This window comes from uncultured Pseudoteredinibacter sp. (assembly GCF_947502065.1).
Classification (GTDB): domain Bacteria; phylum Pseudomonadota; class Gammaproteobacteria; order Pseudomonadales; family Cellvibrionaceae; genus Pseudoteredinibacter.
Window position 1 is genome coordinate 185515 of sequence record NZ_CANMYE010000001.1, and the last position, 12246, is coordinate 197760.

9 protein-coding genes are annotated in these 12246 nt (G+C 45.7%); 3 read left to right on the forward strand and 6 right to left on the reverse strand.

Annotated elements, in window-relative coordinates; translation table 11 throughout:
* Window position 1 precedes the first annotated feature (1 nt).
* From Q1A41_RS00800 to Q1A41_RS00810, 3 genes are all read left to right on the forward strand, one after another.
* A complete protein-coding gene (locus Q1A41_RS00800) occupies window positions 2–1705 on the forward strand; it encodes a sodium:solute symporter family protein (protein WP_299973338.1) in 1704 nt (567 codons plus the stop codon).
* A 197-nt stretch (window positions 1706–1902) separates the two neighbouring features.
* A complete protein-coding gene (locus tag Q1A41_RS00805; RefSeq protein ID WP_299973340.1) occupies window positions 1903–3777 on the forward strand; it encodes a DUF294 nucleotidyltransferase-like domain-containing protein in 1875 nt (624 codons plus the stop codon).
* A complete protein-coding gene (locus Q1A41_RS00810) occupies window positions 3777–4415 on the forward strand; it encodes an exonuclease domain-containing protein (protein WP_299973343.1) in 639 nt (212 codons plus the stop codon). The genes Q1A41_RS00805 and Q1A41_RS00810 overlap by 1 nt, the downstream gene beginning before the upstream one ends.
* Window positions 4416–4430: 15 nt before the next feature.
* On the opposite strand, the gene Q1A41_RS00815 is transcribed toward Q1A41_RS00810, so the two are convergent.
* From Q1A41_RS00815 to Q1A41_RS00840, 6 genes are all read right to left on the reverse strand, one after another.
* Window positions 4431–4805, reverse strand: a complete 375-nt coding sequence (locus Q1A41_RS00815) for a YkgJ family cysteine cluster protein (protein ID WP_299973346.1) — start codon at window positions 4803–4805, stop codon at window positions 4431–4433.
* 95 nt (window positions 4806–4900) lie between these two features.
* Entirely contained in the window at window positions 4901–5740 is an 840-nt protein-coding gene (locus Q1A41_RS00820; protein ID WP_299973348.1) for a S1-like domain-containing RNA-binding protein, read from the reverse strand.
* Between the two features lie 595 nt (window positions 5741–6335).
* The gene (locus tag Q1A41_RS00825; protein WP_299973351.1) at window positions 6336–6797 is read right to left on the reverse strand and encodes a YccF domain-containing protein; all 462 of its coding nucleotides are present in this window, start codon (window positions 6795–6797) and stop codon (window positions 6336–6338) included.
* A 108-nt stretch (window positions 6798–6905) separates the two neighbouring features.
* A complete protein-coding gene (locus Q1A41_RS00830) occupies window positions 6906–7418 on the reverse strand; it encodes a methylated-DNA--[protein]-cysteine S-methyltransferase (protein WP_299973354.1) in 513 nt (170 codons plus the stop codon).
* A gap of 10 nt (window positions 7419–7428) precedes the next feature.
* Window positions 7429–8823: an AlkA N-terminal domain-containing protein gene (locus Q1A41_RS00835; protein ID WP_299973357.1), complete on the reverse strand. Its 1395-nt coding sequence runs from the start codon at window positions 8821–8823 to the stop codon at window positions 7429–7431.
* A 110-nt stretch (window positions 8824–8933) separates the two neighbouring features.
* A complete protein-coding gene (locus tag Q1A41_RS00840; RefSeq protein ID WP_299973360.1) occupies window positions 8934–12164 on the reverse strand; it encodes a sensor histidine kinase in 3231 nt (1076 codons plus the stop codon).
* Window positions 12165–12246: the final 82 nt, after the last annotated feature.

Genomic DNA, 12246 nt, shown 5'->3' on the forward strand with positions numbered 1-12246 from the left:
CATGGATGTCCAAACTTTAACGATAATCATGGTAGGTGCGAGCTTCGCACTTTATATCGCCATCGCAATCTGGGCTCGTGCGGGTTCGACAAAAGAATTCTACGTAGCTGGTGGTGGTGTTCACCCCGTTGCTAACGGTATGGCAACAGCCGCCGACTGGATGAGTGCTGCCTCCTTTATCTCCATGGCCGGTATCATTTCCTTTATCGGTTATGACGGCTCGGTTTACCTAATGGGTTGGACTGGTGGTTATGTACTGCTTGCCTTATGTTTGGCACCTTACCTGCGTAAGTTCGGTAAGTTTACCGTGCCTGACTTTATTGGTGATCGCTACTACTCCCAGGTGGCGCGTCGCGTAGCGGTATTGTGTGCGATCTTCGTCTCCTTTACCTACATCGCAGGTCAAATGCGTGGTGTTGGCGTGGTATTTTCTCGCTTCTTAGAAGTGGAAGTGGCCACCGGCGTAATTCTGGGCGGTATCGTCGTATTCTTCTATGCCGTACTAGGTGGCATGAAAGGTATTACTTATACCCAGGTAGCCCAGTACTGCGTATTGATTTTCGCCTACACCGTACCGGCAATTTTCATCTCTATGTTGATGACTGGTAACCCCATTCCTCAGCTAGGTTTTGGTGATAAAGAAGCGGGCACCGAAGTGTTTATCCTAGACAAGCTAGATGGGCTCTCGCGAGAACTCGGCTTTACGGAATACACCAGCGGGAATAAATCGACCATCGATGTATTCTTTATTACAGCTGCGCTGATGGTAGGTACTGCAGGTCTTCCTCACGTAATCGTACGTTTCTTCACCGTGCCTAAAGTCCGTGATGCGCGCAAGTCTGCCGGTTGGGCACTATTGTTCATCGCTTTCTTGTACACCACCGCTCCTGCTGTAGCGACTTTTGCTCGCGTAAATATGGTGAACACCATTAACGGCCCTGAAGCTCATGGTACCGAATACGCCAAAGCGCCAAGCTGGATCAAAAACTGGGAAAAAACCGGTTTGATCAGCTGGGAAGATAAGAATGGCGACGGCAAGATGTTCTACTCGGGTGATGAGCGCAACGAAATGAAAGTTGACCGTGACATCATCGTATTAGCTAACCCAGAGATTGCTGACCTACCTGCATGGGTAATTGCACTGGTAGCTGCCGGTGGTATTGCCGCGGCACTATCGACTTCAGCAGGCTTGCTCTTGGTAATCTCGACGTCGATATCCCACGATTTACTCAAACGGGATTTGGCGCCAGATATCAGTGATAAGAAAGAGCTTATGTTTGCTCGAATAGCCGCCGCCACAGCGATTGTCTTCTCAGGGTTACTGGGGATCTATCCGCCTGGATTTGTGGCCCAGGTAGTAGCCTTCGCCTTCGGCCTGGCCGCAGCCTCCTTCTTCCCTGCCATCATCTTGGGTATCTTCACCAAGTCGATGAACAAAGAAGGTGCGATCGCCGGTATGGTTACAGGTGTGCTGTTTACTACCGCTTATATTGTTTACTTTAAGTTTGTCGATCCTTCTGCCAACAATGCCGAGCACTGGTGGTTTGGTGTGTCTCCAGAAGGTATTGGTACGCTAGGTATGATGTTGAACTTTGTGGTATCCATCGTGGTTAGCCGCATGACCCCATCTACCCCAATTGAAGTACAAGAGTTGGTTGAGAGTATTCGCTTCCCGAAAGGTTCTGGCGCCGCTCACGACCACTAAGTACTACTAAATACCAAGCCCGGCTGAATGGCCGGGCAATTTTTTAATCTCTTTTGAGGTATCGCAAGACAGAAAACTCTTCATCAGTCACAATCTGTTTTGCGAATGTACGGTTCCCAACCGCACTTTGGCAGCTTACTCTTCCCCCAAACCGACTAGAGTAAGTTGCTTTTTTTGTTTATGGGCAAGGAGTGGATATGAGCGAAGAGAGTTCAATTGAAGTTCAAGAGATTGAACAGTTCTTATTGGAGTGTGTGCCCTTTGATCATCTAGAAGAGCCCCTTTTACTGCGGGCGGCCAATTCCGTCAAAATTGCCTACCACCGTCAAGGTACAGCGCCAGATCTCTTTCAAGAAGAAAATCCCAAGCTTTTTATTGTTCGCAGTGGTGCCTTCGAAATTCGCGACCAGAATAATGAGCTGGTTGATCAGGTTGACGTTGGTGGTTATTTCGGATTTCCATCACTGTTAACCGGTCATAAAGTCACCAACCACTGCGTAGTGTTGGAAGATGGTTTGCTGTATCAAATCGATGAGGCCACCTTTCAAAGTCTGCGGCGTGAGAATAGAATTTTTGATCGCTTTTTCAATCAGGCTCATGCCAAGCGATTAAGGCAGGCGGTACGCTTTAAAGAACGAAACTCCCAACTTACCGAAACAGTGGCCGATGTTATTAGCCGGTCGCCCATTACCATCGCCATAGATGCGGCGGTAAGAGAGGCCGCCCAGAAAATGACTGAAGATAGAGTATCTAGCTTATTGGTGGTTGGCGATACGGGCTTAAGTGGCGTATTAACTGATAGGGATTTACGCTCTAGAGTCGTGGCTGCTGGCCTAGACTATGGTGCGGCAGTTGCTGAGGTTATGACAACGGAACCTATTACCGTCGCGCACGATGCCATGCTGTTCGAAGCGTTGATGATCATGTCTACCCATAACATTCATCACTTGCCAGTAGTTGACCAAAATGCTGAAGGTAAAGAGCAAATCAAAGGTATTCTTACCGCTACCGATGTGATTAAGCACCAGCGCTCTGAACCTGTCTATTTAATTGGTGAAGCCAGTCGCGTCAAAGATCGTGCGGGCTTAGTACAAATTGCTAAAGATATTCCCACGCTATTACGTAATATGATTGCCCGTGATGCTCGTGCTGAAGAAGTTGGGCGAGTCGTCACTACTGTAACCGATGCTATAACTCGACAATTAATTCATCAAGCTATTGCAGAGTATGGCGAGCCACCGGTGCCGTTTGCTTGGCTGGCATTTGGCTCCCAAGGGCGACAAGAACAATCGGCCAAATCTGATCAGGATAATGGTTTACTGTTGTCTAACAAAGTACAGCCAGAGCATGACGCGTACTTCAAATCCCTCGCCAGTTATGTTTGCGATGGCTTAAACGAATGTGGTTATGTGTATTGTCCAGGCGATATTATGGCCACCACAGACCGTTGGCGTCAGCCTTTGAATAAATGGCGTGAGTGCTTCTTTCGCTGGATTGATCAGCCATCTCCTAAGGCCTTAATGCACTCCAGTATTTTCTTTGATATGCGAATGATTTATGGCGATGAGCCTTTATTTGAAAATTTGCAAGATTCCGTGCTTAAACGCTGCCAAGGAAATAGCATATTTCTAGCTAGTCTTACTCATAATGCTTTGCAGCTTACTCCACCGTTGAGTTTCTTTAAGAAGTTTGTACTTACTCGTGATGGAGAGCATAAAAACACCTTCGATATGAAATTGCGCGGCGTAATGCCGGTAACGGATATTGCCCGCATTTATGCGTTGGCCACTGGCTGCAAAGAGGTCAATACCTTAAAGCGCCTGCAACAAATCTCACAGGGTAAGATGTTAGCCCTAAAAGATGCCCGTGATCTTTGCGATGCCTATGAGTTTATTTCACATTTACGCCTAGAACACCAAGGGCGTAAAATGGCCGCTGGAGAAAAACCTGATAATTATCTACGCCCAGAAGATGTTTCTAGTTTATCAAGACATCAGCTGAAAGATGCTTTTGATGTGGTGAGTCGAAGCCAGTCGGGTCTTAAGCTCAAGTTTACTCGAGGTATGATGTAATGTTGCAGTGGCTCAACAAATTATCTTTAGGGCGCGGCCAGGAAGATTGGTTTGTTGATGCCCTGAATAAAGATTTTCGTCAACTTGAATTTCTCGCCTTGGATCTAGAATTAACCTCTTTAGACCCTCAGGAAGGAGATATCCTAAGTATTGGCTATGTACCCATCATCGAGGGTTTTATCTGCCCTGGTGAAGGACGTCATTGTTTAATCAGTGAGCATTCTGGGGTGGGTGATAGCGCGATTATCCATGGTATTCGCGATTGTGATACTGATGGTGGCCATACCATGGAAGACGCCTTGTCGCGCTTAGATCAAGCGCGACAAGGGAAAGTGCTGCTGTTGCATCACGCGGGTTTGGATTTAGCTTTTCTCGCGAAACATCAGAGTGAGTACAGCAAACTGCTGGCGGCAGATACCATGCAGATTGAATTTCAACGGCGCACCCGTCAAGGCCAGCCCGTGGCGAATTCGCTGCGCTTAAATCAATGTCGTGATCGTTATAACCTTCCTGCTTACAAGGCCCATAATGCACTAACAGATGCCTTGGCGACAGCAGAGCTGTTCCTTGCCCAAATGAGTTATATGGGCGGGCAGGACGCGATAAGTTTGGCAGAGATAATTCGCTTGAGCCGATAAACTCACAATTAAGGTTTAGGAGTGTTTCTCGAGTGAGTGCTGCGCTTTGCTGATATCGAGCAAATCTATGGCTTCTATCATTTCACACTCATCTCTAACCATCTCGCCAATCTCGCTGGGATATAAGCGACAATCTTCTGGGCGATTTAGGTAAATATCACATAGGTATTGTGTGGCCGAGCCAGTTACTGATTTTGTCTGCAATCGTAAAAAAGGGCACTTGTGCAACTTTGCCCCTGTATCTGGGTCGTGCCATATTTTGCCGTTTCTCACATATCGGTAAATCTCAGGGTTGAAAATCTCCCAGAGCGCAATCTCTTCATCATTGGTAGCCAAGTTTTGGCCGCCATATTTTAAACAGCATTTGCCACACTGATTACAATCTTTCACAGTTGCTTAACTATGAATTGATGTTCGTTTATTCCTAAATGAATTTTCATGTCTATCCATTTTTATGGCTTTAAAAAGCAAAAGCTGCTCTACACCTAGCGCTCGATGAGTCGAATACCATCGCTTTCAATAGTGATGATGCGGTTTTTATACAGCTTTCCGATGGCCATTTTATACACTCGTTTACTAACACCAAACTCGGCTTCTATGAGATCGGCAGGGCTTTTGTCAGCAAGGGCGATATAGCCTCCAGCACTTTGCAAGCGTTCAAGTATTTGATCCGATAGGCCGCCGACTTTCTTATAGCCAGGCTGCTCGAGTGAAATATCCAGTCGCTTATCGTCTCGCAGTTGCCGAATATATCCATCAACACGCTGCCCAATTTTTAGTGGCTGACGTATATTATCTTTGTGTATTAGCCCCCAATACTGGTGATCGACAATCACTTTTTGACCAAGCTCACTTCGATTTGCAATAGTTAAACGAACCTTTTCGCCAAGTTTATAATCACTGCTAAAGTCCTTTATGTGGCGATCGAGAAGAGTTGTGGCTGTAAGTCGATCCTCATTGTCGAGATAGACATAGATTAGAATATGTTGTCCCGCGACGACTTTATTGCTTTGATTCGAATATGGCAGAAATAAGTCCTTACTCAAACCCCAATCTAGGAAGGCACCTGTACTGTTTACATCGAGAACTTTCAAATTAGCGACTTGGTGGAGTTGAACTTTTGGGCGTTGGGTAGTTGCTATGACTCTATCTTCGGAATCTCGATAAATGAAAACTCGAATTGAGTCGTTGATTTCAATATCTTTTGGTACTTGCCGGCCAGGTAATAGTATATTCCCCAGTTTGCCTCCATCGAGCAGCGCACCGGCAGGGTGAAAGTCGACGACGTTTAAATGCGCATAGCGACCCATCTTGGGCGTTTTCATAGTGTAGTAATTCAAGAGTTCTTCCGTCCTTATAGGGTGCTGATTGCAGTATCAGCCCGGGCATTGTATGTCGCCACTGTAAAAATCAAAGCTAATGTTAACCTTCGTGATGTGACGTAGGTAAATTCGAGTACTTATTTAATCGGTGTCATTTGATGGTCTATTGAGCGTCAGTTAACTGACTCTAAAAAACAAGGACTAGTAAATACGGACTTTATTGTTTAGCACGTGAGAGTAATAAACCGCTATCGTTTAAGCCTCCAGGCAAGCGACTACTCGGTTGTGACGGTTTATTGCATTGCCAAGCGTATTGCTTTGAATTTGGCTTTTGAAGGCGAAATCTTTCAATAAGCACATAACTTGGACGTCACTTATAAACTAGGCGGCGCTATTTTAGCAGTTTTAGCCGAAATGTCCCATGGGGCGCTAAATGAGTGCTACGCCGCTAAAACTCGGATAGATAATAGGGGGGATCCAGAAGGTCGATCAGTTTGTTTTCTAAAGAACGACTTGGCCTTGCTTAATAAGCAGAGGTGGACAGTAGAACAAAAAAAGCGCCCCAATAGGCGCTCTTTGTAGAGAAAGTACGAATAAGTTAAGACCGCATGGCGTCAACTTTGGCCGCTGCATTTTTCGCTTTAGCGGCTGCTGCTACTTCATAGCTCACGACGGACTTTCCAATCGGCGCCAATGAAATGCCAGCAAACTTAATATGCTGAATGGCGAATGGGATACCGATGATGGTCACGGCATAACAGATTGCTACACACACATGGGCAATAGCTAACCAAATACCGGCTAGGAAAAACCAAATGATATTACCGATAGTGCCAAAGGGGCTGGTACCAATATCATCCCGCCCGTTGAGTTCCTCGCGATCGATGGCATCACTACCAAATGGCCAGAAGCTGAATAGAGCAATATTGAAACATGCACGTCCCCAAGGGATACCGATAATGGAAATAAAGCATATTAGGCTGATAAACATCCACACTAGACCGGCCACGATACCGCCGCCTAGCAATAGCCATAAAATATTGAGCACTAAACGTAACATTGCTTCTCCTCGCTGATTGTCTTACTGCGTTAGACGTCATTATCTAAGACTTAGAGGCGAAGGTTAACGTTTCTTGATAAAAATGGCGAATAGTAGCCCTATTGCTTGTTAAACCAACAAATAACCCTCATGGCGTAGTAGCCATTCTTTCATAGCTAACCCCCCGGCGAAGCCGGTTAGTGTGCCATTGCTGCCAATGACTCGGTGGCAAGGCACAATAATAGGTAGCGGGTTGCGCCCATTAGCTGCCCCAACGGCGCGCATGGCTTTGGGCTTGTTTATCGCCTGGGCAATATCGCCATAGCTTCGACACTCTCCAAATGGAATGGCCTTTAGTTGCTGCCAAACCTGTTCTTGGAAGTCCGTTCCCTTAACGCTCAAGTTAAGTTGAAATTCTTTGCGTTTACCAGCGAAGTATTCCAGTAATTGCTTTTTTGCCAATCGGCTGTGTTCATTGCCTTGTTCAATTACTCCCTTTTCAGGTGCATAGAGAAGGGCACAGATACCATCAGCTCGAGCGCATATCTGTAAGCAGCCCACAGGGGTTTCAATAAATTCTCGAAATGGATATCGGCTACTATCGATATTGGAATTGCTGTGGATTTTGCAGCTGTTATTCATAACGACCTCTTTAAGAAAGTTGTTCCCAGAGTTGTAGGGTTAAGTAGCTACGCCATGGCCCCGCTAAATGGCTATCGATATCGATGCTATACTTATCCAGCGCTTTTTTTACACCTAAGTCACCATCGAGCAGTATATCGGGCTGGCTGCTTCCCCGCAGTGCGGCATAGTTAATGGTCCATGGCCCAATGCCTTTAATATTGGCCCATTCTTCAGCGTTAAGCTGCCAGGGGAGTCGGCCTTGGTAATAGTGAGCGAAGTTCCGTAAGCATTGTTTGCGAGCCCCAGGCATTTTAAAAATGTCGAAATCTTGCTGAGCCAAAGTACTTGCTTGAGGAAAGTACACTTGTCCATTTTGATAATCTCCGTAATGCTGCAAGAGATTTTCCATATGTTGTTTCGCGGCGCCAACGGATATTTGTTGTCCTAATATGGCCCGGATGCCTGCTTCAAAACAGTCCCAGGTTCCCGGTAAGCGCAAGCCTTCACAGAGCTGTAACTTTGGCGCTGCTTTTTGTAAGTGTTGTTCGATAAGAAGACTGTTCGCATCCAGGTCCAGAAGTCTTTTGATATTAGCAATGACAGCGCGTAAGTCTTCTAGACGATCAATCTCAAGTTTCAATAAAAAGCCGTTTTTATCCGGTAAATGTTGCGCGGTAAATTTCCCATAGCTCAAATGCTCTTGGCTTTGCCAACTAAAGCTTCGGCCATAGCTATCGTCACTGAGCCATTCTAAACCTGCCAAATAGCGCTTACTTAAAAAGTTGTGCAATTGCTGCCAGTTATAAGGTGGTCGATAGTATAGGGGTAACTCGATGAGGTTTTCGGTACTTGTTTTTAAAGCTTTTTTACGTAATGCTGAAGGCGTTTGGCTGGCGTACTTTTTAAAAATATCGTTGAACTGACGAACACTTCCAAAACCGCTGGCGAGCGCGATTTCGGTGATACTGAGTTGGCTGTTCTGCAGGAGTTGTTTGGCAAAGTCGCAGCGCTTTAGCTGAGCATAGTGTTGGGGAGATAGGCCGATATGCTCCTGGAATAATTTGCGCAAATATCTATCACTGACACCAAGACGTTCAGCGAGTTCAGGCATCGATTGCTCATCCAATACACCGTCATCAATCATGCCCATTGCTCGAGTGACACTACTATGAGTACCACGCCATGCAGCCGATCCGGGGCTGGCATCAGGACGACAGCGGTAACAGGGACGATAGCCTTCTGCCTGGGCTTGCCAGGCGTGCTCGTAGTAATCGACGTTTTTCTCTTTCGCTGCCGGCGCCGGGCAGATAGGGCGACAGTATATGCCTGTTGTCTTAACGGCAACGAAGAATAAACCGTCAAAGCGGGCGTCGCGGCTGAGTCGAGCCTGATGAAATTGTTCGATATTGAGCGTTCGGCTCATGATGTTTCTCGCTAGTGATTTCGTCTATTGTAGCGTGAATATCGCTGTTGACTAGCGGGTTTCGGAACTGAACCATTTAAGGTGCTGGTCGGTGATTGATAGCTTATTGCTTAAGCGCCACCTGGTAGAATTAGCACTATGGATGTGCCTTTGTCGGGAAGTGAGCGACAGATAATTCTCGCATTTAAAATCTGGTTTACCCAATTGAAGACCGAGTGCATTCCAAGACCGATTCGTTCAGCCTCCTGCGAGCTGGTATAGAAGGGCTCAAATATCTGTTTTCTTTCACTCGCTGACATACCGCGGCCGTTGTCAGAGATTGAAACTCTATAGTTTTTGGCCAGCTGTCTTACTCTAATTTTTATAGTGGCCCTAGACGAGCCTTCGTTCAGCCCAGCAAACCCGTGATATAGACTATTACTTAGGATTTCGGTGACGACATTTTTTAGTACCACTGGATAGCTATCCAACAGTACAGATGTATCACAGTCGATATGTATGTCTACATCATGTAAATCAAGAGTGTCTTTTATGGTGGCAAGGCTTGCTTCGAGTATTTTATGTAGGTAAACAGCTTGCTTTTCCACTGGTAATTCTTCAGCAGCACTTTGTTTGAAGCGGCTAGTCAGCTGCGCCATGCGTTCAATATTTCTGGCCATTAAGTCGCTGCTGTTAACCGTGTTTTTCATTAGTGACTTTAGCTTTTGTTCGGTCAGCTGTCCGCTATCAAAGGCGTTTTGAGTGTCCTTAGCCAGATTCTGTAGTCCGCTATTACTGCTCTTTAGTATGCCAATCGGCGTATTAAGCTCATGGGAAACTCCTCTTACCAGGCGTCCGAGAGAGGCTTGCTTTTCACTTTCGACTAACTGGTTTTGCGTTTTCTGTAAGTTATCTAAAGATTCATTTAATTCGCTGGTCCGCTCCTTTACTGTTTCTTCAAGCCACTTTTGCTTGTTGGTAAGTTGTTGTATGCGCCAGCGATAAAGTAGATAGAGAAATAAAATGGCAAGGAGTATGAGTGCTGAGCGAAACCAATAGGTCTCATACCATGCAGGGAGCACATTCAGCTGCAGCTTTAGAGTTTGGTTTCCCCATTTGCCTAGGCGGTTACTGCCTTTCACCTCCACTAGGTAGGGCCCAGGGGGAAGTTTGTTTAGGCTGATTCTTCGGCCTTGTTGGTCGGATTCTAGCCAGCTATCTTGATAGCCTTTGATTCGGTAGGCATATCGATTTTGGTCGGGGGCGCTGTAATCCAATGCTGCTACGGTAATTTCGAGTAGCTGTGCATCGGCTGCAACTGTAATAGTTTGATTTATAGTATTGGTCGTTAAATCTGTGCGGTGACCATCAATAGTTACTTTAGACAGAACGATAGGTGTATCAAAGAGCCAGTCGGTCAATTGCTCACGTTTAAGAAAAACCAAACCTTCTGCACTACCGTGAAGTTGATGATTATTGGTGAGTTCGACTTGCGCAAAGTACCGATCAATGTGGGGCAGGAGGCCTTCTGCTCGACCAAATTTCCGATATTTGCCAGAATATATATTTGCGGTTTCATGAGAAGACCATAGTTGGCCGCTATCATCTTCAAAGAAGCGACCTGATACTGCTTGTTCTAAAGGAACTTCTTGCAAGGATATGGTTTGCCCTTTGCTTTGATAGTTTGCCTGATACAGCTTACCACCAAAGGACAACATGGCTTGTTGACTGCGCGTTGGAAACGCGTAGCGAATACGAGTGTCGTCGGAAATTTCTTTTAAGTGCCCTGCATGCAGTAGTGCATTAATCGAATCACTGCCCGCCGCTATGACGGCAACGTAGTCTTTGCCGGCAAACCATAGATTGTGGTTTTTGTCTTTAAAAGAATGATTGGTTCTGGGAGAGTATGGTCCCAGCTCGTTTAAATCTATTTTCTCGAACTTTTGCTGTTTGGGTGAGTGTTTGAATATACCGTGGCTTCCTGATGCGTAAAGCTGCTGATTTTTGTCAAACACAAGGTTAAAGTACTTTCTCCCGGTTTCATGCTTGCGATCGGCCAAAGCTTGAATGCTCTGCAAATTGGGGCTGATTTTATACACACCTTTTTCACCAATGGAGGCGTAAACATTCGCCGAGCTATCTTCGACTAAAGCGTAAATGGGCCCTTGGGGTAATTCATTGTCTCGCTTTTTCTTACTGCTCTTTAAATGCGTATACAAACTGCCGTTAGCCTGCAGAATACTGATTCCTTGGCGCGAGTGAGCAAGCCAAATACGCTCAGAGCTGTGTTTTAATAGATAGAAGATCGAGTTATTTAGCAATTGATCCTCCAGCCAGGGGTTATGGACGATATTGCGAATAGCTTGCCGTTCGGGATTGATGTACATAGATGGCTTTGAAAAACGACCTAACCAAATAATGCCAGCATTATCTTCATAGATTGCGTTAACGGTGTCCGCTCCAAGCGCCAGTCCGTGTACCGAGTTAATCGGGTGTTGTTTGATGACGCTGCCGTTGTTTGGGTTTACTTGCCATACGCCGTTACCGCGAGTTCCGATCCACAAGCTACCATCGATGCTGTAGATCATTTCGGTTATTAAACCAAGGCTTTCAACTTTGCGGTCTATTTGTTGGTCTTTAAGTCGAAGTAAATTTCCTTCGCTGGAAAACCACAGGCCACCTTGTGGGTCAGTAATCAGCTTAGAGTTGACTTTGCCTGTAAAGCCAAGGGAGCTAAGTTTTCCCTCGCCGTTAATACCAAATAGCCCATCTTGGGTGCTAAAGAATATCTGTTCCTGTGAGCTATAAATGTAGCTAATAGAATTCTTGCTGGGGTGTATTTCTGTAATGTCAAAGTTGAGGCTTTTGTTATCAAAAACTATTTTGTATATCCCTTTATCACTGGCAACCAGCAGATCACTTCCTTGATATGCGACGATATCCTCAGCTTTAAAGTGCTCTAGTGTTATATCACTAAACTCTCTTTTCGCAGCGAAAGAATAAAATGAAACGGTTTTGCGGTGTGTTAGAAACCACATGCCTTTAGCATTGGCGCTAATTAATTTGTAGATTGGGGCTTGCCCGCCAACCGTTTTATCATCACTTTTTATTCTGTGATAATCAAAGCCGTCATACCAAACGATTCCATAACGCCCTCCCATCCAAAGGCGGCCATAGTGGTCTTTGGCGAAACTGAGAATTGAAGTGGTTTCAAAGCCTTCACGTTTTAGCTCGTGAAAATAGGGCGAGCCACTTTGAAACAATCCCTCATAATTATTGCTGCTGTCGCTGCTTCTGGCGTATAGCGCACAGCTCATCAGCCAGAGCATTAACAGGGTGATCAAGCGATAATATTGTCGCATGGATTATGCTTAGCCTGCCTTTCTTTTCGGTTGGAAATTTGCAGGGAAAAACTGCTATATAGAATAGTTATAGCTTAGGAAT

Bases quoted from the DNA above. Each gene is read 5' to 3' on its own strand.
- Q1A41_RS00800 (WP_299973338.1), top strand. From the start codon at position 2: ATGGATGTCCAAACTTTAACGATAATCATGGTAGGTGCGAGCTTCGCA.
- Q1A41_RS00805 (WP_299973340.1), top strand. From the start codon at position 1,903: ATGAGCGAAGAGAGTTCAATTGAAGTTCAAGAGATTGAACAGTTCTTA.
- Q1A41_RS00810 (WP_299973343.1), top strand. From the start codon at position 3,777: ATGTTGCAGTGGCTCAACAAATTATCTTTAGGGCGCGGCCAGGAAGAT.
- Q1A41_RS00820 (WP_299973348.1), bottom strand. From the start codon at position 5,740: ATGAAAACGCCCAAGATGGGTCGCTATGCGCATTTAAACGTCGTCGAC.
- Q1A41_RS00825 (WP_299973351.1), bottom strand. From the start codon at position 6,797: ATGTTACGTTTAGTGCTCAATATTTTATGGCTATTGCTAGGCGGCGGT.
- Q1A41_RS00830 (WP_299973354.1), bottom strand. From the start codon at position 7,418: ATGAATAACAGCTGCAAAATCCACAGCAATTCCAATATCGATAGTAGC.
- Q1A41_RS00835 (WP_299973357.1), bottom strand. From the start codon at position 8,823: ATGAGCCGAACGCTCAATATCGAACAATTTCATCAGGCTCGACTCAGC.
- Q1A41_RS00840 (WP_299973360.1), bottom strand. From the start codon at position 12,164: ATGCGACAATATTATCGCTTGATCACCCTGTTAATGCTCTGGCTGATG.